Genomic DNA, 22,094 nt, shown 5'->3' on the forward strand with positions numbered 1-22,094 from the left:
CCGCCCCATCCGCCGCGGTCTTGTGCTCATAGCGAGTCTGGGCGTCGAAACGCGCTATAAGTACAAGATCACCGCAGTTCAGAACCCATGATTCACACCAGCAACGCTTCCGGACAGACCAGATTCGGTACCTGCTGGCGGACGCTCTCAGTGCTCCTCGGCGTCCTGGACGTCGGCGGTGCCCGGTCCGTGGTCGGGCAGGGCGGAGCGCGAGGTCGCCTCCCGGTGCAGCCGCAGGAACTCCAGGTGCCGCTCGTACTCGTCGAGGATGTTGCCGATGAGCTGCTCCTTGGTGTAGCCCATCACGTCGTAGCCCTGGCTGCCCTCGGTGAGGTAGACCTCGAAGCGCACGTAGGTGTCGTGCTCGGCGAGCGAACGCATGGCGAACGCGGGGGTGGGCACCACCATCGGCCACACCCGGTAGCTGAACTCCTCCTCCTCGCCCATCGGCGCCCGCAGCTCCAGGTACGGGATCCCGGCCTCCTCGTCGACCCCCTCGGTCACCGACGCCTCCGCGCCCTGTTCGCGCAGCTCCTCGGCGACGTCGCGGAACGCGGGGCGGCACACCTCGCGGACGAACCTGTCGGCCGCCCGCCTGCCGGGAAAGCTCACCGCCCGCGTGATCCGCTGCCGCCAGTTGCGTTCCGGGCCCCGGCGGTCGGCCGTGGTCCGGTCCGACAGCGACGAGGACAGGGTGGTCCGGAAGGCGTCCGCCCGGAACTTCTCGACCCGCAGCGCCTTGAACAGGCCCCACATGATCACGAACATCACGAACGAGAACGGCAGGCCCATGATGATGGTCGCGCTGGTCAGCGTGTCCACCCCGCCGACCAGGAGCATGGCGAGGGTGAGCAGGCCGGTCGCCGCCGACCAGAAGACGCGCAGCCACGGGGCGGAGTCGGTGACCGGTGTCGGCAGGTGGGAACTGAGGTTGCCCATCACCAGCGCGCCGGAGTCGGCGGAGGTGACGTAGAAGAGCAGGCCGACGACAGTCGCGAGCCCGGCGCTGAACAGGACGCCCGGGTACTGCGCGAGCAGCCCGTAGAAGCCCTGTTCGGGGTGGTTCATGGTGGCCTCGCCGAACGCGGCGCCGCCCTCGCGCACGACGCTCAGCGCGCTGTTGCCGAAGAAGGACAGGAAGGTCAGCGTGAACAGGAGCGGCACCACCAGGGTCGCAGCCACGAACTGCCGGATGGTGCGGCCGCGCGAGATCCGGGCGAGGAACATCCCGACGAACGGCGCCCAGGCGATCCACCAGGCCCAGAAGAACAGCGTCCAGGCGTTGAGCCAGTCGGTCGGCGGGTCGTAGGCGAAGGTGTTCAGCGTCATGGAGGGGAAGCGGCTGAGGTAGTCGCCGATGTTGAGGACGAGGGCGTTGAGCAGGTAGACGGGGTCCTCGAAGACCAGCACGTACAGCATCAGGACGACGGCGAGCACGACGTTGATCTCGGACAGCCGCCGGATGCCCCGGTCGACGCCCGCCACGGCCGACATCGTGGCCACGAACACGGCGACGACGATCAGGCCGATCTGCGCCGCCATTCCCTCGGGGATGCCGAAGAGGAAGTTCAGCCCGTAGTTGAGCTGCACGACGCCGATGCCGAGCGACACCGAGACGCCGAAGATCGTGCCGATGACGGCCGCCAGGTCGACCGCGTCGCCGACCGGGCCGTGGATGCGCCTGCCGATCAGCGGGTACAGGGCCGAGCGGATGGCCAGGGGGAGGTGGTAGCGGAACGAGAAGTAGCCCAGGGCCATGCCCATCAGCGCGTACATCGCCCACCCGGTCACGCCGTAGTGGAAGAGCGTCCACACCACGGCCTGCCGGGCCGCCTCGACGGTCTGCGCGTCGCCCTCGGGCGGCGCCAGGTAGTGGCTGACCGGCCCGGAGACGGAGAAGAACAGCAGGTCGATGCCGATGCCCGCCGCGAACAGCATGGCCGCCCACGCGAACACCCCGTAGTCCGGCTTGGAGTGCTGGGGTCCGAGCTTGACCCTGCCGTAGCGGGAGAGCGCGACGAACACCACGAACCCCAGGTACAGGGTGGTGGCGAGGAAGTAGTACCAGCCGAACACCTCGGAGATCCACCCCACGACGGCGCCGATGGTGTTCCCGGCGCCCGTGGGCGCGGCGATCGCCCAGACCGAGAGCGCGACGATCAGCGCGGACGAGCCGAAGAACACGACCGGTTTGAGCCGGCTCCGCCCGCGCTCCGCCTCCTCGGGGGTATCCGGTTCCGTTCCCGGCCGCGGCTCGCTGTCCGCACGGTGCTGCCCTCCGTCGGTGGCCACCGATCTCACCTCTCGTTCGTACGGTGCCGGAAGCGGCCCCCCCGGGGACGACGCCGACGGGAGGCGGACCACCGGGTCACCGGTTTCGGACAGTCGACGGCGCCATCCTCACGGAACGCCCGTACACGGTCCGGTACCCCACGAACGGCGGCGTGGCGCGGCGGCGTTCGCGGGCGCGGCGGCGGGCGGACGGCTGACGGAAGGCGCCGGTGGCGGTCGGATGGCAGGTGGACGAGGGCGGGCGGGCTCCGGAACCAGATCGAACGCGGTGCCGGGATCTGCGGGAGGATCCGGCGCCGTGGAGGGGAAGGGAAGGAAACAGTGGCCTCCAGGTGAGGTCTAACGCCGCCTCCCGGCCGCACCGGGATGGGTCCACCCGTGGCCGGTGCGGACCACCCGCGTCGAGCGGCCGGGTCCTCCCAGTTCCCGTCCCCTCGCGTTCTGCGGCCCCTCCCGTACCGCCCGGCGGATGACCCCCCACCGGTCCTGTGGGCGGTCCAGTCGGCCCCCGCGCCTCGTCCCGGCCAGCGGGTCCGGCTCCTCGTCACGGCCCGCTTACCGACCTCCCCGAACGGGAAACCCTCCTTCCAGAGGGACTCCGGGCGCCGCGCCCTCACCGGCGCCGTGTCCGCGGCCCCTCCGGATCCTCCGCAGTTCCGAGCTCTCGCCTTCGCCCCGGACCGGTACCGGTCCGGGACTCCCCCGACGGATTCCCGCTACCGTCCCGGCCTCCACCGCTCCGGGACGCGTTCCATGACCGAAGGACCCGCACATGTCGATCCGCAAGTCCGACACCCCCCGACCCCGCAACAGGCACCGGCTCCGCACCGCGGCGGCGCTGGCCGCCGCCACCACCCTGTTCCTCGGCCTCATGCCCACGGGCACGGCCAACGCCCACGGCTACATCTCCAACCCGATGAGCCGCCAGGCCCAGTGCGCCGCGGGCATCGTCCAGTGCGGCGGCATCCAGTGGGAGCCGCACAGCGTCGAGGGCCCCAAGGGGCTCATGAGGTGCGACGGCGGCGTCGGCCGCTTCTCCGAGCTGAACGACGACAGCCGGGGCTGGCGGGTGACCGACGTCGGCCGCGTCCAGACGTTCGAGTGGACCATCACGGCCGCGCACTCCACCTCCACCTGGGAGTACTTCATCGGAAACCAGCGGGTGGCCGTGTTCGACGACCACGGCGCCCGTCCGCCGTGGTCGTTCAGCCACACCGTGGACCTGTCGGGGTACAGCGGGCGGCACAAGCTGCTGGCCCGGTGGAACGTCGCCGACACGGCCAACGCCTTCTACGCCTGCGTGGACATCAACATCCGCGGCTAGGGGCCGGACAGCCGAGAGTCCGCCCGGGCCCGGCTGCGGTGTCGCGAACGCCGTGGAACCCGCCGGGCCCGGGCGGGCCGCGGTCACCGACGACCGTCTCCGGTGCTGTGCCGGCGCCCCCGTTCCGGGGCCGACCGTGGGACCCCGCCGCCCCGACGACCGTCTCCGGTGCCGCGGGCCGGGACCGCCCCCTCCGCCGTGATCTCGTACCCACAGCGAGGTTGGACGGTCCAGCCTCGCTATAAGTACAGGATCACCGCAGGTCAGAACCCCTCGTATCACACCGGCAACTCTTCTGGCCGGTCCACTACGCGCCGCGCCGCGCCCTGATACCGGCGAGGACCAGGTCCAGCGCCTGGTCGAAGTAGGTGTTCTCCACGGCCAGGGCGTCCACCTCCGACACCGTGACGGCGACGGCCCCCTCGTGCCCCTGCGCGCGGTCGGACTTCATCACGCTCATCGCGACGGCGGACGTGGCCGCGCCGAGGATCTGGTTCGACACCGCGCGGATCGCGACCGCCTGCGTCTCCCTGCCCCCGCCGTACTTCCCCAGCGCCTCGATGACCCGCCTCGACAGGGCGACGGCGTTCGGGCCGATCAGCGGCCGGGAGCCCGCGAACTCGGCCGCCCAGGTGTGTGCGGTCAGGGCCGCGTAGAACCGGAGGGCGGTCTCCTTGAGCGCCTCGTCCCAGGGGGCGTCCGGGGGCGGCAGCGCGGAGGCGGCCTCGGCCAGGATCTCGTCCACGGCCAGGTCCACGAGGTCCTCCCTGCGTTCCACGTACCAGTACAGGCTGGTGGCGTGCACCCCGAGTTCGGCGGCGACCTTGCGCATGGTCAGCGCGGACGTCCCCTCGCGGTCGAGCAGGCCGATCGTCGCGGCGACGATGCGTTCGAGGCTGAGGGAGGGCTGGGACCGGCGTCGGCGCTGGGGGCGGTGGAAGACGCTGTCGAACTGCTGGTCAGATCCTGAAGTGGCCATGTCCGACAGGATACTAGGAATCCTACGTTGTATGTCTTCATCAAACAGTGTATGTTCCTCGGCATGGTTACCGACAGTTCCCTCACGAGCCCCCAGACCTCCGTCCCCTCCGAGGCCCCCGACCAGTCCCGCACGACGGCCACCGACCCCCGCGGCCTCACCGCCTTCCTCGTGATCGCCTTCGCCTTCTCCTGGACCGCCTGGTGGGTCGGCTCCCGTCTGCTCGCCGGGGCCGACCCGATGCCCGCCGTGATCGTCGGCAGTTTCGGGCCGATGGTGGCCGCGGCCGTCGTCACCGCGGCCACCCGGGGCCGCCGGGGCGTGGGCGCGCTCCTCCGGCGGCACTCGCTCCGGCGCAGGGGCGGCATCAGGCCCTACGCGATCACCGTGCTGATGGTCCTGGCCCTCGCGGGCTCCGCGGCGATCCAGGTGTACCTGGGCCAGTCGACCCTGGACGAGGCCCAGCTGTGGGCGGCGTTGCCGACCCTGCCCGTCCAGTTCCTGGTCATCGCGCTGGTCGGCGGCGGCAACGAGGAACTGGGGTGGCGGGGGTTCGCGCTGCCCCGGCTCCAGGGCGTGCTCTCCCCGCTGGCCGCGAACGTGGTGCTCGGCGCGGTCTGGGCGATGTGGCACGCTCCCCTGTTCGCCATGGCGGGGACGCTCCAGTCGCAGATGTACTTCCCCGCGTACGCCCTGCTCTGCGTCGGGTTCACGGTGGTCCTCGGCCACGTCTTCAATTCCGCCCGAGGCGGCGTGCTCGCCGCGATCATCACCCACGCCGCGATCAACGTCGTCTCGGGCGTCAAGGCCGTGGCCGTGGGCGACCCGGCGAGCGCGCCCGAGGTCGCCATGGTCGCCCTGCTCGCGGTGATCCTCGCGGTCTGCACCCGTGGCCGCCTGGGACTGCCCCGCCCCAGCGGGACCCGGGGCTAGCACCGCGGGGCGGGCCCTCACCCGCCCGTACGCGGTGACGGCCCCCGCCAGCCGCGCGGTCACCCGTCGCCGCGCCACCGGGGAGCCTCCCCCGGCGGGGAGCGCGGACCGGCCGGAAAATCCCGGCGCGCCGCCGTCGCCCTCTGCGAACATGACCGGATGAGCCGAACCAGGATGCACGCCGACGAGGTCCAGACGAGTCCGGACCTCGTGCGGCGGCTCCTGCGTTCGCGCTTTCCTCAGTGGGCGGGCCTGCCGCTGACGCTGGTCCCCTCCTACGGAACGGACCACGACGTCTACCGGCTCGGCGAACGGCTCTGCGTCCGGATGCCGCGGATCGGATGGGCTTCCGGGCAGGCCGCGCGCGAGGCGACCTGGTTGCCCCGGCTGGCGCCCCACCTGCCGCTGGCCCTGCCCGTGCAGGTGGCGACGGGGCGGCCCGCCGAGGGGTATCCCTTCACGTGGTCCGTCTACGAGTGGCTGCCCGGCGACAACGCCAACGGCACCATCGACGACCACGAACAGGCCGCCGTCGACCTCGCGGGCTTCGTCGCCGCGATGCGGCGCGTCGACACCGGCGACGCGCCGCCCCGGGCCCGGGGCGCGCGGGGCGGCGCGTTGGCGGAGAACGACGAGCACGTCCGCCGCGCGGTCCACGGGCTCGGCGACCGGGTGGACGGCGCCGCCCTCATCCGCTCCTGGGAGGAGTCACTCGCGGCGCCGCCGTGGGACCGCGACGCGTGGGTGCACGGCGACCTGCTCCCCGGCAACCTGCTGGTCGACGCGGGCCGACTGTCCGCGGTCATCGACTGGGGCGGGCTCAACGTCGGTGACCCGGCCTGTGACCTGCAACCGGCGTGGAACGTCTTCACCGGCCGCAGCCGCACGCTGTTCCTGTCCGAGCTCGGCACCGACGACGGCGCCTACCTGCGCGGACGGGGCTGGACCCTCTGCCAGGCGGTCACCGGCCTGGACTACTACCGGGAGACCAACCCGGGCATGGTCAGGCAGGTCTCCCACGCGCTCGCGCAGGTCCTCGCCGAGAGCTGACCCCGACCGGCACCGGATGACCGCGGCGGTGGGTGCGTCCCCGGCCTCCCCCCGCCGGGCCGCGGAGGCGTTCACCAGGCGGCCCCGGGGCGGCGCCGGACAGGTCGTCCGACCCCCCAGGACCCGTACGAACACCGCCCGGGCTCGCCGGGAACACGGATCACGTGGTCGACGGCGGACCCGGGCGGGCTCGGTGTTCGGGCCGTTGACGGCGGCCGGGGGCGGTGCCGTCAGCGCGCGGCGAGCACCCGGCCAACCTCGCTGGCGCTGGCCAGGGCCTGGTCGTGCTCCTGCTGGGCGAGGTCCTTGAGGGCCTCCATGCCCGGCGTGGTCGCGGCCAGGGTGAGCTCGCGCTTGATGAGGGTCAGGTCGGCCTGCCAGACGTCGCCGACGACGCGCTCCAGGTAGGGGGTGGAGTGGTCCCAGCCCTCGCGGGGGGTTCCGGGGCCGTAGCCGCCGCCGAGGGTGGTGGCCAGCACGGTGGGGGTGCCCTTCAGCAGCGGGGTGGCGGGGCCCGCGCCCGCGATGACCAGGTCGGCCCAGGTCTTGAAGTGCTGGGAGACGCCGTAGTTGTACAGCGGCACGGCCAGGACCACGGCGTCGGCCTCCTGGAGTTCGGCGGCCAGTTCGGCCGCCAGGGCCAGGGCCCGATTCTGTTCCGGGGTGCGGTCGGCCGCGTCCGTGCCGGCGCCGATGGTGGCCAGGGCCCAGGCGTCGGCGGGCAGCGGGTCGGTGCCCAGGTGGCGGCGACTGACGGCGCCCTGCGGATGGACGGCGGCCCATTCGGCCTCGACCCGGTCGGCGATCTCGGCGCTGCTGGAGACGGTCGGCAGGATGCTGGCGTCCAGACGGAACAGGTTCATCGGGCTCTTCCCCCAAGGGTGTTCGGGTCCGCGGCATGCGGAGCACGGCCACACAGCCGGACGGTTCAGCTGTCCGGGTGACCGCACACCACTATAAGCGGACTTCACCCCGCTTAGTGTTCGCGGGGTAGATTGGTCGTGTGACCTCCCCCCTGGTGCCCTTCGGGAAAGCGCGCGGCGAGCGCGCGGACGCCGCGCGCAACCGCGAACGCCTGCTGGAGACGGCCCGCGCGATGATCGCCGAACACGGAACACAGCAGGTGACCATGGACGGCCTCGCCGAACGCGCGGGGCTGGGCAAGGGCACCGTCTTCCGCCGCTTCGGCAGCCGCGCCGGCATCTTCGTGGCCCTGCTCGAGGATGACGAGCGCCGCTTCCAGGAGCAGGTGCTGTCCGGACCGCCGCCGCTGGGGCCGGGCGCCGACCCCGTGCGGCGCCTGGTCGCCTACGGGTGCGCCCGTATCCCCTTCCTGCTGGAACACCACACGCTCGCCCGGGCCGCCGTGGACCGCTCGCTGCCGGTACCCGCTGGCGCGGCCGGCATGACCCAGCCCCACATCCGCATGCTCCTGGGCCTGGCCGGTATACCCCCGGCCCAGCTGGACGGCCTCGCCGTGCAGCTGACCGCCGCTCTGGAGGGGCCCCTGATGCTGTACCTCTCAGCGGAGGAGGTCCCCGACCCCCCGGAGCTGTGCGCCCCCCACCCCCTGGTCGACGGCTGGCGGTTCCTGGTCGAACGCCTCCTCGGGGACTGACCGGACGCTCCAGCCGGGACGGCCGCTGATCATCGCACGGTCGGAACCCGCGCCGGTCGTGCGTCCGGGTGGACCCGGGCGGGCGCGGGGGTCAGGGCCGGTCCCGTCCTGTGCGTGCGCACCCACACCACGACCGCGATCACGGCAACGGTGACGGTGGGCACGAGCAGGACGGGCGATCCGGTGCCCGCCGACCGGTCCCCGATGGAGGCACCGATGTCGGTGTGCAGGGCGATGATGAAGAGGAAGGTGAGCGTGTTGAGCAGCGCGTGGACGAAGACCGCGACCTCGATCCCGCCGGTGCGCCAGGTGATGACGGCCAGGCTGGCGGCGAGCGTGAAGTACCAGAGGTTGATCCACGGATCCCCCGCGCCGTGGATGGTCGTGAACACCAGGCTGGAGACGAGAACGCCGACGACCAGTCCGGCCCGCGGCCCCCGGCTCCAGCTCCCGGCGACCCGGAAGACCAGTCCGCGCACGCCGTACTCCTCGCCCGCCGCCTGGAGGGGAACCAGCAGGAGGGTGAGGACGAGCATGACGACCAGCTCGGTGAACGGCCAGTGGGCCTGCTCGGCGGGTGTCGAGAAGTTCAGGGCGGTGACGGCGAGCAGCCAGAAGGGGCCGATGAACAGCAGCGCCCGGCCGAGCACGTCGAACCGGAAGCGCGAGAGCACCGAGTGCAGCGAGGCGCCTTTCACTCCGTAGAGCCACCGTTGGATGAGCATGCTCCACGGGATGAGCAGGGCGAGCGAGAACATGGTCGCGCCGTGGTAGAGCGGCGTGTAGTCGGTGCCGCCCGCGGCCGGGTTGGTCCTGCCCATCCGGGCGTCGACGAAGGCGGCGGCCTGCGAGAAAACGATGCTGAAGGCGAACATCCCCACCACCAGGAGCACGATCGCGAGGACGCCGCGCCCGATGCGGCGCTTGTCCCCGGCGAGCACGCGGTGGTACTCCGCCCCCGGCGGGACGGGCCGCGGACCGCGGCGGCGCGGGTTCGACGCGGTCGGACCGGCCGGTGCGCGCGCGAGCCTGCGCGCCGCTTCCGCGTCCGGGGTCGTGTGGAACGCGTCGGCCGACCGCGGGGCCGACGAGGCGGGATGGCGGCTGTCATTGGGGTTCATACTCCCGAACCTAGGCCGGAGCAGAGCCGTGACGAAGTGTCACCGCTCATGGGTTTCCCCCACGTCCCGCACGGGATGGTCATGACAGATGTCATGCGCCGACGGAGCCCGCGGCCCCGCCAGGCGACGGGGGAAGGCACCACCGGTTGGACCCGTTCCCGACCATGCAGCCGGGTCCGCCCGCGCACGGGAGGCGTGGGAGGTCAGGGCAACAGACCGTGCAGAGGCGCGGGGTCGAACCCGGGCTCGTTCGGGTCGGCCAGGTAGGACACCACCGCGCCGGGGACGGCCAGGACGCGGTGTTCGACCTCGCGCTGCCAGGACTCGGTGGGCTCCGGTATCCGCTCACCGTCGAAGCCGACGCGCGTCCACGCGCCCTCGGACGTTTCCCCGCCCTCCAGAGGCCGGACGGAGAGAGCCCTGACCTGGTGTCCGGCGTCGTCGTCATCGATGTGGGGCACGGCCAGCGCCGCACCCAGCGCCTGCGCCCGGCCCATGTCCCACCACAGCTCCAGGCCACGGTCGACCCGTGTGCGCTCGACGACCTCTCCACCGGCGTCGGTACGCAGGAGCAGAGCGGGCGCGTCGTCCTCCCGGTCGCGCACCACCACCGCGCCCTCGGTGTCGATCGCCAGCAGGCGGTCGTCGGCCCCCTCCGGGGTCTGGGGACGGGCCTGGACGGGGGCGCCGTCAGCCAGGGCGAACGCTCCGCCGCGGGTCACGGCCACAGGCTCGCCCCCGTACCCCTCCCGGGGCCCGCTCACGCCGGGCGGATCGGAGATGAGCAGGTCCTCCGGGGTCCAGTCGTGGCGCCACACCTGCTGTCCGGTAGCGGTGTCGAGGACGACCGCGGCGCGCGTCAGCACGCCTGTGGCACCCGGCTTCTCGGGAGAGTCGGCGGAGGCGTACGCGGAGGACGCGAGCGAGAGTACGCCCACCCCGAGGGCGAGGACCAGAGCCGCCCACACCAGGAGTGACAGATTCTGCCCGTCGGCCGCCTCGTGCCCGGAGAAACCCACGGTCCTGGGCACGGTGAGGACCAGAGCACCGGCGAGCACCGCGATGCCGCTCCAGCCGAGCACGTCCCTGAGCCGCCCGCCCACCGTTCCCCCACCCCGTCCGCATCCCGCCCACGTCTGGCCAGGGCAGTCTAGGAATCCTGTTCCGGCGTGCTCACGGCGGATGGGGCATGGGAGAGCGCCGGAGGGGCCGGGCGGTCGGGCGACTGGGCATGGGGCCAGCTGGGCACGGGGTCAGCTGCCCAGTACCGGGTAGTCGGTGTAGCCGGTGGCCCCGCCCACGTACATCAGGTACCTGTCGCGCACCGGGTTGACCGGCGCCCCGGTGCGGATGCGCTCGACCAGGTCGGGGTTGGCCAGGAAGGGCCTGCCCAGCGCGACCAGGTCGGCCCCGCCCCGGAGCATGCGCTCAGCAGCTCCTCGGCCTCCGTCGGCGGGAATCCCCCCGGCGGGCAGCACCGGGTTGCCGATCAGGGTGCGCGACCAGCGGGAGCGGGTCCGCCTCCACACGGGACCGTCCGGATCGGCGAAGGCCACGTGCAGGTACACCGGCCCCAGGGCGTCCAGGCGGCTGACCAGCTCCGGGTAGAGGGCCGCGATGTCGTCGGCGGTCTCGGTGATGCCGTTGGCGGTGTGGCCCGGGGAGACGCGCACGCCGACGCGGTCGGGGCCGACCTCGGCGACGACGGCCTCGACCACCTCCAGGACGAAGCGCGTCCGGTTCTCGGGGGTGCCGCCGTAGGCGTCCTCGCGCCGGTTGGTGTTGGGTGCCAGGAACTGGTGGAGGAGGTGGCCGTTGGCGGCGTGCACCTCCACACCCAGGAACCCGGCGTCCACGGCCCGGCGGGCGGCGGCGGCGAAGTCGGCGACGGTGGCGTCGATGTCGTCCTGGTCCATCTGGCGGGGTGTCACGGCGGGCTGACGGCCGCTGGGAGTGTGGATGGGCTCGGGCAGGGCGATCGGTGAGGGCGCCAGCGGGGTCAGACCGCTGGTGTCGGGGTGGCCGACGCGGCCGCCGTGCTGGATCTGGACGAACATACGCCCGCCCGCCTCGGTGACCCGGCGGTTGACCCGCCGCCAGCCCTCGGCGTGCTCGGGGCGGTACAGGGCGGCGATGTCGGGATAGGTGCGGCCGACCCTGCTGGGCGTGGAGGCCTCGGCGATGATCAGACCGGCCGAGGCCCGCTGGGCGTAGTACTCGGCCATGAGCTCGCTCGGGGTGCCCGAGGGCTCCGCGCGGTTGCGGGTCATGGGTGCGATCACGAGCCGGTTGGGCAGGTCGGTGTCGGCCAGACGCGCGGGGCTGAGGAGCGCGGATGTCGTTTCCTTGGCGTTCATGCGGATACCGTAGGAGTTGACACCAATGTCAGTTTCAAGCGCGAGGAGCGTGAGGTGCGTCATGCGCATCGGTGAGCTGGCCCGGCGCGGCGGGGTGAGCCCGCGTTCGCTGCGCTACTACGAGCAGCAGGGCCTGCTGTCCTCCGAGCGCACCCCGGGCGGGCACCGCGAGTACGCCGAGGCCGCGGTGGACCGGGTGGTGCGCATCCAGGAGCTGTACGCCGCGGGACTGTGCAGCGCCAAGATCGTGACACTGCTGCCGTGCATGCGCGACGCCGACGGCGGACCCGCCGCCACGGCCGACGCCCACCTGGTCCACGAGCTGAGGATCGAGCGCGAACGCATCGACCGGATGATCGCCGACCTCCAGCGCTCCCGGGAGCTGCTCGACGACGTCATCGCCTCCGCCGAGGGCACCGGAACCGAGGAGAGCCCCCTCACCGGTCGTCGGTGACGGGATCGGCCGTGCACGGACGCCGGACGCGCGGCACCCGGTGGACGGCCTGTTCTCTGCGGCTTCTCTGCGGCGGTGTAGGGGCGCAGCGCTGCGGCGGCGTGGGTGCGTAGGGGCGCAGCCCTGTGGTGGCGCAGCGCGGCGAGCGGTCGTCCCCGCCCGAAGCCCCTACGCGGACGGTTGGAGGGCCTTGCCCAGCAGCGCCACGAGCTGGCGCAACTCGGCCTCGTCGAGCTGGGCCAGCGGGGTCGTGGCCACGGCCGCCTCGATGACCGCGGCGCGCACGCGATGGCCCTCGGCGGTCAGGATGAGCACACGCGAGCGGCGGTCGGCGGGGTCCACCTGCCGCTCCACCAGCCCCCTCTCGGCGAGCTGGTTGACCACGAAGCTCAGGTTGGGCGCCTGGCAGAAGAGCCGCCTGGCCATCGTCTTCATCGACGGGGGCGTCTCGTCGGGGTCGATCTCCCACAGGGCCTGCGCGGTGGCGCGCGTGAGACGGTGCTCGGCCAGCGCCGCCTCCAGCTGGTCGTTCGCCTGCGTCACGACGTTCTGGGTCGCCACCACCGCCAGCTCGAGATCACTGTGCCCCATGCTCCCGAGCATAACGAATTTACTTCTCGTCTCGAAGCAGTCGTGTTCGGGGCCCGACGCGGACCGTGCGTGTCACCGGTGTCCCCGACCGCGCCGGGGACCCGGGGCCGCGGCCGCCCCAGCGGGGCCCCGGGCTCCGCCGTAGCCGATCGGCAGCGGCCCCGTACCCGCCACGGTTCGGGGAGGACCGGTCGGCTCAGCAAGAGGGCCCGTAGGTCAGGCGGCGCAGCGCCACCTCGGCTGGCCCGCGCATGCCTCGGCGGCGCATGAGGTCGGCGAGCAGCACCGTGGTCAGCCACACGGCCACCGCGACGCCCACGCCGATGGCAGGGGACGTCAGGCGCAGGTCGAGCGTGTAGGAGGAGAACAGCACCGCCCAGACCACGGACTGGGCCAGGTAGAAGGTCATCGAGCGCTGTCCGAGTGCGGCCAGCGCGTTGGTCACCGGCCCCTCCCCGCCCGTGAGGCGGACCGCGGCCAGGGCGATGAGTGCCGTGTAGCCCAGAGCTCCCGCGTAGCCGCTCACCTGGTGCAGGGCGGTGGTGACCACGACGTCCCCGGCGGTGGCGCCGGTCCACACCCCCGCCTTGTCCAGGGCCAGGGGAAGGCCGCCCAACACGGCCAGGGGGATCCCCACGATCGCGGTCGTGCGCAGCAGACGCCGGTACTCGTGGGGCCGCTCCAGGAGCCGGTACCGGGCCGCCAGGACGCCGACCAGGAAGGGGACGAGGGTGCTGGCGAACATCACCACGGCCAGGACCGAGAACAGGGTCAGCCGGAAGAGGAGCTCGTCCACGAACCCGTCGGGCATCAGCGGCATGCCCTGGCCCGTCAGGGCGTCCTCGGCGGCGATCAGGGCGTGCACGGCCGTGGCCACGGGAAGCCAGGCCGCCGCCAGGAGCACCAGGGTCCGGTCGCGCAGCCGCAGAACGCCCGCCAGGAGCAGCGTCACCAGGCCGTAGACGGCCAGGATGTCCGCGGGGAAGAGCAGCACCGTGTGCGCCAGCCCGAAGACGACCAGCCACAGGCCGCGTCGGCGCAGCAGGCCGCGGGTCCGGGGCCAGGCGTGCCCCCGTTCGCCGCGGCGGCGGTGGATCTGGGCCAGGCCGTAACCGAACAGGGCCGCGAACATGGGGTAGCTGCGCAGGTCGACGAACATGACCGTGCTCGCGGTGGTGATCTGGTCCGCGGTGGTGGGAGCGCCCTCGAGGCCGCCGATGAACACGGTGAACAGGTGCGTGTGGGCGAGTGCGATGAACAGCAGCATGACGCCGCGGGCCAGGTCCGGGGCCAGGGAGCGGCGGTCGAGCGCAAGCGGGTGGTCCGAGGCCGGAGCGGTGCGGGCCTCGGGCGTGGGCGTGGGCGTGGGCGTGTGGGACATGGTGGCCTCCGAAAGGGCCGTGGGCTCCGATGGACGGCGTACACACCGGAGCGCGCACGGGGCGCACGTCGGGGCGACGCACTGTGCGTACATCGTATACACAGCACTCCCCCAGCTGTAAACCCTTGTCAAATAGCCAGAAGCTCGACATCAGCAATGAACTGATCTAGTGCACCAGGAATCGAAAGAGGTTCTTCGGGACGCCTCGGCGCCTTCGACGAGGCAACTCAAGCCCTCATCGTGCACTAGTACACTCCGGAGTAGCGGAACAGGACCGAAGGGGGGCACTGGTGTCCACGACCGGAAAACGGGAGCTGCCGCCCTACGCACGGGTCGTCGCCGACATCCGCGCGCGCATCGACGCCGGGGAGCTGCGGCCGGGAGAGCGGGTGCCCTCGACGAGGGAGATCATGCGCGAGTGGGCGGTGGCCATGGCCACCGCCACCAAGGCGCTCGCGGCCCTGCGCCAGGAAGGTCTGGTCGAAGCGGTGCGCGGGGTGGGGACCCTCGTGCGGGACGCGCCCCCCTCCGCGCCGGAGCCGCGGGGGGCCCAGCGCAAGCGGGAACGCCCGCGTCCGGCGCAGGCGGGAGAACACCGCCCGGCTGCCGAGACCGGTCTCGCCCGGGAGGCCATCGTCCGGACCGCGATCACCATCGCCGACGCCGAGGGCGTCGATGGCCTGTCCATGCGCAGGGTCGCCACCCACCTGGGGGTGAGCACCATGGCCCTGTACCGCCACGTCGCGAACAAGGACGCGCTGGTGACGGCGATGATCGACCAGGTCTACACGGAACACGCCCTGCCCGAGCCGCCGCCCGCCGACTGGCGTGAGGCGCTCGAACTGGCGCTGCTGACGGAGTGGGGCATCTACCGGAGGCACCCCTGGGCCGTCCAGCTGACCCCGCTCGCCGGAGCGGTCCAGTCCCCCGGGCTTGTGCAGAACGCCGAGTGGATGATGCGGGTGATCACCGGCCAGGGGCGCTCACCGGACGAGGCCATGGCGATCCTCACCTTCGTGTCCGCCTACACCTCCGGCATGGCCCTCCAGGGCACGCGCGCGGTGGTGGAGGGGTACGAGGCCGGGATGGACGCGGAGCACTGGTGGAGGTCCAGGGGCGAGGAGTTCCTGCGGATCGCCGAGCAGGGCCGGTTCCCCCTGACGTTCAGCGTCTCGGGGCCGACCGACGTGCACGCGATCTTCGACCTCGGCATGAAACACCTGCTGGACGGGCTCACGCCACTGATCGAATCGGGAGGCTGACCTGTGGACGGGCGGCCCCCGGACCCGACGGGCACACCCCGGCGAGCCCGCGGAGGGGTCCCGACGAACGTCCTGCGGGCACGCGGTGCGCGGCTGTGAGCGTCCCGGCGAGCTGGTGCGCGTGGACCTCAGGAAACCCGGCGGCGTCCCCGACGGCGGCGGCCACAAGGGGTTCACACGCGCCCAGGTAAGCGAGAACCGCTCCGACACGGGGTATGCCCACCCGCACAACGCCGTGGACGACCGCTCCCGCACGGCCCACGGCGAGACCCTGGCCGAGGAGGGGAACGGGAGGCGTTCCGAGGCGGCCGCATCACTACCATCACCACCGGTTCCACACCGCGATCGGCGGCCCTCCCGCCTTCCGCGGCACCAACCTCTCAGGTCAGTACACGCCCCGTAGCGCCATGACGTTGGTGACGCAGCCGCTGTAGAGCCGCGCCCCGCCGGCGCTAAAGTCGGCTTTGAGGAGCTGCCGAAAATGTCCCAGGGTCTGGTGCGCTATGTGCCCACGGTGAATGACGCGATGGTGCGCGGGGCGGTCTACCCCCGGCGGTCCCTGGTCCTGGTCGCCGGGGTACCCGGGGCCGGGAAGAGCACCCTGCTGCGGCGGCTGTTCGGTCTGCGCGGGGACGAGGAGCGGACCGTGCTCACCGCTGACGGTGTGCGGGTGATCGACTCGCTGCAGTCGCGGTACCAGCTGGGGCCACTGCTCCACCGGATCCCCTACCCGCTGTGGCGCTGGGTGGTGCACGTACTGCACCTGGCCCGGGTGGCCGCGGCGCTGCGCGGCGGCCCGGTGGTGGTGCACGAGTGCGGGACCCGGCGCTCGGTCCGCGTGCTGCTCGCCCTGCTCTGCCGACTCCGCCGGTACGAGGTGCACGTGCTGATGATCGACGCCACCCCGCAGGAGGCCCGGAGCGGGCAGGCCGCCCGCGGGCGGCGGGTGACCGCGCGCAGCCACCGGGTGCACTCGCGGCGCTGGCGGCGGCTGCGCGCGGCCACCCGGCGCGGTCCGACGGCGTTCGCGCCGGGCGCGCGCAGTCTGCTCGCACTCGACCGGCGCCGGGCGCAGGAGCTGGCCTGGATCCGGTTCGGATCCCGCCCGGACGCCCGCGGTCCCCTGCACATCGTGGAGGAGCCGCCCCCCGCCCAGCTCGGACGCGCGATGTACAGTACCTCGTGACACCGGCCGGTCGGCTTCACCTCCGCGTGCGCGGAGCGCGGACGAGCCTTCCCCCTCGACCCGGCTGTCGCGGAGAAGCGCGTGCGGCGGTGGTTGTGCCGTAGTACCTGTGAAGGGTTTCGGAGGCAGGTTCGTTCCCACCTGGAGTCGTCGATGGCCGTTCGCCGCGTGGTGCCCAACGTCCAGTCGGAGGCCGTGCGGGAGAGCCGGGAGTTCTACGGCCTGCTGGGCTTCGAGGAGGTCATGAACCACGGTTGGATCATGACGCTCGCTTCCCCGTCCGCTCCAGCCGCGCAGGTCAGCTTCATGACCGCTGACAAGACCGGCCCGGTCACTCCCGACATGAGTGTCGAGGTGGATGACGTGGACGCGGCCTACGCGGCCGTGCGGGACAGCGGCGCGGAGATCGTCCATCCCTTGCGGGACGAGGAGCGGGGCGTGCGGCGGTTCTTCGTCCGCGACCCCAACGGCCGGGTGGTCAACGTACTGGGGCATCGGTGACATCACCCCGCACGCCCGTCCAGGACCGGGGCCTCCCGTCCCCGGCCGTCTCGACGGCCCCACGCGACCGTTCGGCCTTCTCTTCCGTCGAGGGGCGGGGATGACTCAGCAGCCTGTGTACGCATCCGTCGAATACCCGGCTGTGTGCCAGGGTTGCGGCGGACGACTGGAGTGTCAGGGCATCCAGGCCCTGGTGGACGGATCCCTACGGTGGGATGTCGAATGCGCATGCCGGACATGTGGCTCCTCGTTGGCGGCCTGCGGCGGTGACCTCCCCGACGAGCTGCGGGACCGGATTCTCGACGAGCAGAGTCCGGTGAGGCTCCTCGTAGACCCGCCCACCGGGAACGTCGCGATCATGCGTGTGCTGCGGGCTGAACTCGGCATCGACCTCACCGACGCCAGAGCCGTGCTCGACCGGATACTGGCCGGTGACTACTCGGGAACCCTTCCGGAGGTGGAGTTCCTGGCACGGAGGCTACGCACGGCAGGGATCGCGGCCGCAGCCGCTCGGCGCTAGGGATGCCGCGTGCGCGGAGCCCGAAGCGGTCCGGGTGGCGGTCAGCAGGTGTTCGGTGGTGAACCGGCGCACGGCGTCGGCGTACGGCACGGCGGCACCGTCGCGCCCGTCCCCGGGTGGACGGGGGCCGGCGCAGGCGATTGCTCCCGGGGCGGCCGACCGGGGCTCCTGCCCAGGTCAGACCATGCGAGAGCCAGCGAGGGGACTTGAACCCCTAACCTATCGCTTACAAGGCGATTGCTCTGCCAATTGAGCTACGCTGGCGGGCTGCCGCGACCGTGGTCCCGGCTGCGTCCCTCGGAAATGGTACCGGTTCAGATACCGCCCGGCCTACTCGGATACGCCGGTGCGGACGAATCGCCGCCCCGGCCTCCGCTCCGTCGACCGACGGACCCCTCCCCCGCACCGACCGCGCTCCCCGATCCGGCAAAGAAGTCCGAAGGTGGTCCCGGCACCCGGTTACCGCCCGCCCCGACCGGAAACCACAGGGGAAAGTGCCCCCTCCCGGGGGCGGAGAGGTGGGAAGGACATGGCTGGCAACAGGGGTGTGGTGTACAGGGGCGCGGGCCGGGTCGAGGTCGAGGACGTCGACTACCCCGAGTTCGTCATCAAGGACGGCCCCGGGGTCAATCCCGCGAACGTCGGGCGCGGGGTGCCGCACGGGGCGATCCTGAAGGTGGTCGCCACCAACATCTGCGGCAGCGACCAGCACATGGTGCGGGGGCGCACCACCGCGCCGGAGGGACTGGTCCTGGGCCACGAGATCACCGGCGAGGTGGTCGAGACCGGACGCGACGTGGAGTTCGTCCAGGTCGGCGACCTCGTCTCGGTCCCGTTCAACATCTCCTGCGGGCGCTGCCGCAACTGCAAGGCGCGGCGCACGGAGATCTGCCTGAACGTGAACCCGGACCGTCCGGGCTCGGCCTACGGCTACGTCGACATGGGCGGCTGGGTCGGCGGGCAGGCCAGGTACGCGCTCGTGCCCTACGCGGACTGGAACCTCCTCGTCTTCCCCGACCGCGACCAGGCGATGGAGAAGATCCTGGACCTGACGATGCTCTCGGACATCTTCCCGACCGGCTACCACGGCTGCGTCACCGCGGGTGTGGGCGTGGGGTCGAGCGTCTACGTCGCGGGGGCCGGACCCGTCGGGCTGGCCGCCGCCGCGTCGGCCCGCCTGCTCGGCGCGGCGGTGGTGATCGTCGCGGACATGAAGGAGGAGCGGCTGGCCCAGGCCCGCAGCTTCGGGTGCGAGACGGTCAACGTGGCCGAGGGGGACCTGGCCGGGCAGATCGAGCGGATCCTGGGCGTCACCGAGGTGGACTGCGCGGTGGACGCGGTCGGCTTCGAGGCGCACGGGACGGGTGAGGACGCCTCACGGGAGGCGCCCGCCAGCGTGCTCAACACCGCGATGGACGTGACCAGGGCCGGAGGGTCCATCGGCATCCCGGGCCTGTACGTGACCGGTGACCCCGGCGCGTCCGACGAGGCCGCCAGGGAGGGTTCCCTGTCGGTCCGGATCGGGCTGGGCTGGTCGAAGTCGCACGCCTTCTTCACCGGCCAGTGCCCGGTCATGAAGTACCACCGTGAGCTGATGGAGGCGATCCTCCACGACCGGGTGCGGATCGCCGAGGCCGTCAACGCCGTGGCGATCCCGTTGGAGGAGGCGCCCGAGGGGTACCGGGCCTTCGACGAGGGCGCGGCCAGCAAGTACGTGCTCGACCCGAACGGCTACCTCGGCACTCGCTGAGGCACGGGAAGGCTCAGGACGCGCGGGCGGCGAGCGGGGCGTGGCGGGGCGGCCTCGGCTGCGGGATCGCGGTTCACGGCACGCGGGCGGCGAGCAGGGTGAGGGCGGGCTCGGACGTGGCCACCCGCCGCACGTCCCGGTAGCCCGCGGCGGCCAGTTCGCGCGCCGCCTCCCGCGGCCCCCAGGGGGTGATCCGGCTGCGGGACATCCGCCAGCGCACCACCGCGTCGCGCATCCCGCCGTCCGGGGCGTCGCCGGGGTCGTCGCGCAGCACGGTCGCGGTGAGCAGCCAGGCTCCCGGGCGCAGGGCCTCGCGCACGCGCGGCAGCGCGTGCGCGACGGCGTCGGGCGGGAGGGCCGCGAGGGGGAGCCAGGCCAGGTCGTAGGCCCCGGGTTCGGACAGTTCGGCCACGTCGAGCAGGCGCAGCTCGACCCGGTCGCGCAGCCCGCGTTCGGTCAGGTGGCGCTCGGCCAGGCGCAGCGCCCGGGGCTGGACGTCGAGCCCGACCGCGCGGGATCCGGAGACCCGTTCCAGGACCGCGGCCGCGATGGCGCCGATCCCGGTTCCCGCGTCGAGGAAGCGCAGCCCGTCCCGGCCGAGGAGGTCACCGAACCCCGGAACGCGCTCCTCCAGCAGGTTCAGGAAGTCCGCCATCCGCCGTCCCGAGGCGACGCCCTCGGCCACGAAGGCCGCGTCGTCCTCCTCCGCGCGGTCCTGCTCGCCCAGGGCGGCGTCGGCGGCCTGGGACAGCTGCCGCGCGACCCTGCGCGGGAAGGCGGACGGCCCGGCCGAACCCGCGAGGACGTCGCGGTAGGCCGGGAGCAGCCGCCACCCGTCGCCGTCGGGCTCCGCGCACCCTGCGGCGGCCAGCAGCCTGCCGTGTTCCCGCGACAGCGGCGCGCCCTCCGCGGCGGCGGCGAGCGCCGCGACCACCCAGGCCCCGTTGAGCCAGGCGTCGACACGGGCGGCTGGGTCGGGGAGGTCGGACGGGGCGTCGGCCATGGCGTGAGTGTGCCACCCACGGCGGGCGGACGCACCCCCGGGTCGTGGGACCCCGTACCGAAACTGGCGGATCGGTCATTTCTCCCGCTTTTCGAGTGACGGGAGTCACCCCGCGGGGTAGGCAGGACGGGGGCGCGGACAACCCCGTGCGCGTCCCGTGTGTCTATCGCCGAGGAGCCGCACCATGGCCTGCGCAGGATACGAGTGGACCGCCCCGCTGGACAGCGCGGACGAGATCGCCCCGGCCGTCGAGGAACTGGACGAGGAGACCGCGGAGTAGCGCGGTGACGCGATCCGCGTGGATCCCCGCGTCCGGGGAGCGGACCTCACCGCTCCCCGGGCCGGGCCCCAGAAGCAGAGGCTGGTCCGGAACCCGCGAGCGCGAGCTCACCCTGGACGAGGCGGAGCGGCGGGTCCGCGCAGAGGTGCGCGCCCTCGGCTGGAGCGCCCGCTACCGGGTGCTCGACGACCGCGAACCGACCGCCGTCCAGTGCGGGCTGTGGGACGCCGACGGCTCGGAGGTCCCCTACGGACTCGGCGCGGGCAAGGGCCCCGGCGCTCCCGCGCGCGTGGGCGCGCAGTTCGAGGCCCTGGAGCACGCGTTCACCGGCCCCACCGTCCTGGAGGCGCTGCCGGTGCGCCCGGTGGACGCCGCGGAACTGGCCGAGGGGCCCTTCGCCGCCGACCGGGCGGTCCGCGACGTGGCCGCGCAGAAGGGCGCGCGGGTGGCCTGCGTGCGCCACGAGGCGCTCGACGGCGGACCGCCGGTCGACGTCCCGGTGTTCCTGTGGGCGCCGTGGTACCCGGTCCCCGGCGGGGAGGCGGCGCGGGTGCGCCGCGCCCTGGGCGACACCGCCGAGTACCGGTCGGCGATGTCCTACAGCGTCAACTCCGGCTGCGCGATCGGGGCCACCCGCGACGAGGCGCTCCTGCACGCCCTGAACGAGTGGGTGGAGCGCGACGCGTTCTCGCTGTTCCTGCTGCGCTCCGTCTACGACGGCGGTCCCATGCCCGCGCGCGTGCCCCGCGAGGCGCTGCCCGGCCGCCTGCGCGCCCACCTGGACCGCGCCCGCGACCTCGTCGGCGGCCCGGTCGTCCTGCTCGACCTGACCACCGACCTCGGCGTGCCCGTGGTCATGGCCTACGCCTCCGAACGCCGGGGCGGCGCCCCGGACCACCGCTACGGACTCGGCGCCTCCCTGTCGGGCGAACTCGCCGTGGAACGCGCCGTCACCGAGTTCGTCCAGGGCGAACTGCTCGCCCGGGTCGTGGCAGAGCAGTCGGCGGCGCCGGAGGCGCCGGGGCCGTTCGCGCGGCTGGTCGCCGACCACGACGTCGCGGCCGGGGTCGGTGCCAGGCTCGCCGGACACCCCCGGCTCCTGGCCTGCGCCATGCTGGACTTCGCCGACCGGATCGGCGGGGCGCCGCCGGGCGCGGTGCCGCCCGAGACCGTTCCGCCCGGCACCGGCGTGCCCCTCCAGCGGGCCGCCGTCGTGGAACGGCTGGCGGGGGCCGGGCACCGCGTCGCGGCCCACCCGCTTCGGGAGCTGGAGCACGGCACCGTCGTCGTGCAGGTGCAGTGCCCCGGCCTGGAGCGGTTCCACCTCGTCACCAAGGGGCACGTGGCCCTGCCCGGCGCACGCGGTCGGGCGCGCCGCGCCCGCTGAGACGGCCCGGATACCGACGACCTCCGCGCCCCGGACCGTCCACCGCGCGCCGGGACACCTCCCCGGCACCAGGACTCACGGACGCCGGGCGGACCCGCGTACCAC

At 73.0% G+C, this 22,094-nt stretch carries 20 protein-coding genes and 1 tRNA gene; 11 read left to right on the plus strand and 10 right to left on the minus strand.

Features of this window, described 5'->3' with window-relative positions:
• Positions 1-147: 147 nt before the first annotated feature.
• On the minus strand, positions 148-2,292 hold the full coding sequence (betT, locus tag FYW99_RS22210; protein WP_150253967.1) for a choline BCCT transporter BetT: 2,145 nt from the start codon (positions 2,290-2,292) through the stop codon (positions 148-150).
• A 772-nt stretch (positions 2,293-3,064) separates the two neighbouring features.
• Here betT and FYW99_RS22215 point away from each other — a divergent pair.
• Positions 3,065-3,616 carry a lytic polysaccharide monooxygenase auxiliary activity family 9 protein gene (locus FYW99_RS22215; RefSeq protein WP_150253968.1) on the plus strand — a complete coding sequence of 184 codons (552 nt, stop codon included), beginning with the start codon at positions 3,065-3,067 and terminating at the stop codon, positions 3,614-3,616.
• 307 nt (positions 3,617-3,923) lie between these two features.
• On the opposite strand, the gene FYW99_RS22220 is transcribed toward FYW99_RS22215, so the two are convergent.
• Positions 3,924-4,595, minus strand: coding sequence for a TetR/AcrR family transcriptional regulator C-terminal domain-containing protein (locus tag FYW99_RS22220; RefSeq protein WP_150253969.1), 672 nt, complete (start codon positions 4,593-4,595; stop codon positions 3,924-3,926).
• 51 nt (positions 4,596-4,646) lie between these two features.
• Here FYW99_RS22220 and FYW99_RS22225 point away from each other — a divergent pair, with 51 nt between their 5' ends.
• Both FYW99_RS22225 and FYW99_RS22230 read left to right on the plus strand, forming a co-directional pair.
• Positions 4,647-5,528: a CPBP family intramembrane glutamic endopeptidase gene (locus FYW99_RS22225; protein ID WP_150253970.1), complete on the plus strand. Its 882-nt coding sequence runs from the start codon at positions 4,647-4,649 to the stop codon at positions 5,526-5,528.
• A gap of 159 nt (positions 5,529-5,687) precedes the next feature.
• Positions 5,688-6,578 carry an aminoglycoside phosphotransferase family protein gene (locus FYW99_RS22230; RefSeq protein ID WP_150253971.1) on the plus strand — a complete coding sequence of 297 codons (891 nt, stop codon included), beginning with the start codon at positions 5,688-5,690 and terminating at the stop codon, positions 6,576-6,578.
• A 230-nt stretch (positions 6,579-6,808) separates the two neighbouring features.
• Here FYW99_RS22230 and FYW99_RS22235 read toward each other — a convergent pair whose 3' ends face one another.
• Complete coding sequence (locus FYW99_RS22235) at positions 6,809-7,441, minus strand: NAD(P)H-dependent oxidoreductase (protein WP_150253972.1); 633 nt, start codon at positions 7,439-7,441, stop codon at positions 6,809-6,811.
• A gap of 140 nt (positions 7,442-7,581) precedes the next feature.
• Here FYW99_RS22235 and FYW99_RS22240 point away from each other — a divergent pair, with 140 nt between their 5' ends.
• On the plus strand, positions 7,582-8,196 hold the full coding sequence (locus FYW99_RS22240; protein WP_150253973.1) for a TetR/AcrR family transcriptional regulator: 615 nt from the start codon (positions 7,582-7,584) through the stop codon (positions 8,194-8,196).
• 29 nt (positions 8,197-8,225) lie between these two features.
• Here FYW99_RS22240 and FYW99_RS22245 read toward each other — a convergent pair whose 3' ends face one another.
• The 3 genes from FYW99_RS22245 to FYW99_RS22255 all read right to left on the minus strand — a co-directional run bounded on the left by FYW99_RS22245 (position 8,226) and on the right by FYW99_RS22255 (position 11,674).
• The gene (locus tag FYW99_RS22245) at positions 8,226-9,317 is read right to left on the minus strand and encodes a CPBP family intramembrane glutamic endopeptidase (protein ID WP_150253974.1); all 1,092 of its coding nucleotides are present in this window, start codon (positions 9,315-9,317) and stop codon (positions 8,226-8,228) included.
• Between the two features lie 203 nt (positions 9,318-9,520).
• A complete protein-coding gene (locus FYW99_RS22250) occupies positions 9,521-10,420 on the minus strand; it encodes a hypothetical protein (RefSeq protein ID WP_150253975.1) in 900 nt (299 codons plus the stop codon).
• A gap of 150 nt (positions 10,421-10,570) precedes the next feature.
• The gene (locus FYW99_RS22255; RefSeq protein WP_150253976.1) at positions 10,571-11,674 is read right to left on the minus strand and encodes an oxidoreductase; all 1,104 of its coding nucleotides are present in this window, start codon (positions 11,672-11,674) and stop codon (positions 10,571-10,573) included.
• Between the two features lie 61 nt (positions 11,675-11,735).
• Between FYW99_RS22255 and FYW99_RS22260 the strand changes: the two genes are divergently transcribed.
• The gene (locus tag FYW99_RS22260) at positions 11,736-12,128 is read left to right on the plus strand and encodes a MerR family transcriptional regulator (protein WP_150253977.1); all 393 of its coding nucleotides are present in this window, start codon (positions 11,736-11,738) and stop codon (positions 12,126-12,128) included.
• A 168-nt stretch (positions 12,129-12,296) separates the two neighbouring features.
• Here the strand turns inward: FYW99_RS22260 and FYW99_RS22265 are convergent, their stop codons facing one another.
• Both FYW99_RS22265 and FYW99_RS22270 read right to left on the minus strand, forming a co-directional pair.
• On the minus strand, positions 12,297-12,719 hold the full coding sequence (locus tag FYW99_RS22265; protein ID WP_150253978.1) for a MarR family winged helix-turn-helix transcriptional regulator: 423 nt from the start codon (positions 12,717-12,719) through the stop codon (positions 12,297-12,299).
• A 196-nt stretch (positions 12,720-12,915) separates the two neighbouring features.
• Positions 12,916-14,100, minus strand: coding sequence for a DUF418 domain-containing protein (locus FYW99_RS22270; RefSeq protein WP_150253979.1), 1,185 nt, complete (start codon positions 14,098-14,100; stop codon positions 12,916-12,918).
• Positions 14,101-14,387: 287 nt separating this feature from the next.
• Here FYW99_RS22270 and FYW99_RS22275 point away from each other — a divergent pair, with 287 nt between their 5' ends.
• The 4 genes from FYW99_RS22275 to FYW99_RS32485 all read left to right on the plus strand — a co-directional run bounded on the left by FYW99_RS22275 (position 14,388) and on the right by FYW99_RS32485 (position 17,569).
• The gene (locus tag FYW99_RS22275; RefSeq protein ID WP_150253980.1) at positions 14,388-15,362 is read left to right on the plus strand and encodes a GntR family transcriptional regulator; all 975 of its coding nucleotides are present in this window, start codon (positions 14,388-14,390) and stop codon (positions 15,360-15,362) included.
• 481 nt (positions 15,363-15,843) lie between these two features.
• The gene (locus FYW99_RS22285) at positions 15,844-16,548 is read left to right on the plus strand and encodes an AAA family ATPase (RefSeq protein ID WP_150253982.1); all 705 of its coding nucleotides are present in this window, start codon (positions 15,844-15,846) and stop codon (positions 16,546-16,548) included.
• Between the two features lie 153 nt (positions 16,549-16,701).
• Positions 16,702-17,049: a VOC family protein gene (locus FYW99_RS22290; RefSeq protein WP_150253983.1), complete on the plus strand. Its 348-nt coding sequence runs from the start codon at positions 16,702-16,704 to the stop codon at positions 17,047-17,049.
• Between the two features lie 316 nt (positions 17,050-17,365).
• Positions 17,366-17,569, plus strand: coding sequence for a hypothetical protein (locus tag FYW99_RS32485; RefSeq protein WP_223839386.1), 204 nt, complete (start codon positions 17,366-17,368; stop codon positions 17,567-17,569).
• A 191-nt stretch (positions 17,570-17,760) separates the two neighbouring features.
• On the opposite strand, the gene FYW99_RS22300 is transcribed toward FYW99_RS32485, so the two are convergent.
• Positions 17,761-17,833 (minus strand) — tRNA-Thr (locus tag FYW99_RS22300).
• Between the two features lie 265 nt (positions 17,834-18,098).
• Here FYW99_RS22300 and fdhA point away from each other — a divergent pair.
• Entirely contained in the window at positions 18,099-19,319 is a 1,221-nt protein-coding gene (gene fdhA / locus FYW99_RS22305; protein ID WP_150253985.1) for a formaldehyde dehydrogenase, glutathione-independent, read from the plus strand.
• A 73-nt stretch (positions 19,320-19,392) separates the two neighbouring features.
• Here the strand turns inward: fdhA and FYW99_RS22310 are convergent, their stop codons facing one another.
• Positions 19,393-20,322 carry an SAM-dependent methyltransferase gene (locus FYW99_RS22310; RefSeq protein ID WP_150253986.1) on the minus strand — a complete coding sequence of 310 codons (930 nt, stop codon included), beginning with the start codon at positions 20,320-20,322 and terminating at the stop codon, positions 19,393-19,395.
• 284 nt (positions 20,323-20,606) lie between these two features.
• Here FYW99_RS22310 and FYW99_RS22315 point away from each other — a divergent pair, with 284 nt between their 5' ends.
• Positions 20,607-21,989 carry a YcaO-like family protein gene (locus FYW99_RS22315; RefSeq protein ID WP_150253987.1) on the plus strand — a complete coding sequence of 461 codons (1,383 nt, stop codon included), beginning with the start codon at positions 20,607-20,609 and terminating at the stop codon, positions 21,987-21,989.
• The last annotated feature ends 105 nt before the right edge of the window (positions 21,990-22,094 follow it).

It is taken from the genome of Nocardiopsis deserti (assembly GCF_008638355.1).
Taxonomy (GTDB): domain Bacteria; phylum Actinomycetota; class Actinomycetes; order Streptosporangiales; family Streptosporangiaceae; genus Nocardiopsis; species Nocardiopsis alborubida.

What these genes read in the sequence shown, in the direction of transcription:
- FYW99_RS22290 (WP_150253983.1), top strand. Translation starts at nt 16,702, where the DNA reads ATGGCCGTTCGCCGCGTGGTGCCCAACGTCCAGTCGGAGGCCGTGCGG.
- FYW99_RS22230 (WP_150253971.1), top strand. Translation starts at nt 5,688, where the DNA reads ATGAGCCGAACCAGGATGCACGCCGACGAGGTCCAGACGAGTCCGGAC.
- FYW99_RS22220 (WP_150253969.1), bottom strand. Translation starts at nt 4,595, where the DNA reads ATGGCCACTTCAGGATCTGACCAGCAGTTCGACAGCGTCTTCCACCGC.
- FYW99_RS22310 (WP_150253986.1), bottom strand. Translation starts at nt 20,322, where the DNA reads ATGGCCGACGCCCCGTCCGACCTCCCCGACCCAGCCGCCCGTGTCGAC.
- FYW99_RS22270 (WP_150253979.1), bottom strand. Translation starts at nt 14,100, where the DNA reads ATGTCCCACACGCCCACGCCCACGCCCACGCCCGAGGCCCGCACCGCT.
- FYW99_RS22255 (WP_150253976.1), bottom strand. Translation starts at nt 11,674, where the DNA reads ATGAACGCCAAGGAAACGACATCCGCGCTCCTCAGCCCCGCGCGTCTG.
- FYW99_RS22260 (WP_150253977.1), top strand. Translation starts at nt 11,736, where the DNA reads ATGCGCATCGGTGAGCTGGCCCGGCGCGGCGGGGTGAGCCCGCGTTCG.
- FYW99_RS22215 (WP_150253968.1), top strand. Translation starts at nt 3,065, where the DNA reads ATGTCGATCCGCAAGTCCGACACCCCCCGACCCCGCAACAGGCACCGG.
- fdhA (WP_150253985.1), top strand. Translation starts at nt 18,099, where the DNA reads ATGGCTGGCAACAGGGGTGTGGTGTACAGGGGCGCGGGCCGGGTCGAG.
- FYW99_RS22285 (WP_150253982.1), top strand. Translation starts at nt 15,844, where the DNA reads ATGTCCCAGGGTCTGGTGCGCTATGTGCCCACGGTGAATGACGCGATG.
- FYW99_RS22235 (WP_150253972.1), bottom strand. Translation starts at nt 7,441, where the DNA reads ATGAACCTGTTCCGTCTGGACGCCAGCATCCTGCCGACCGTCTCCAGC.
- FYW99_RS22265 (WP_150253978.1), bottom strand. Translation starts at nt 12,719, where the DNA reads ATGGGGCACAGTGATCTCGAGCTGGCGGTGGTGGCGACCCAGAACGTC.
- FYW99_RS22225 (WP_150253970.1), top strand. Translation starts at nt 4,647, where the DNA reads ATGTTCCTCGGCATGGTTACCGACAGTTCCCTCACGAGCCCCCAGACC.
- FYW99_RS22245 (WP_150253974.1), bottom strand. Translation starts at nt 9,317, where the DNA reads ATGAACCCCAATGACAGCCGCCATCCCGCCTCGTCGGCCCCGCGGTCG.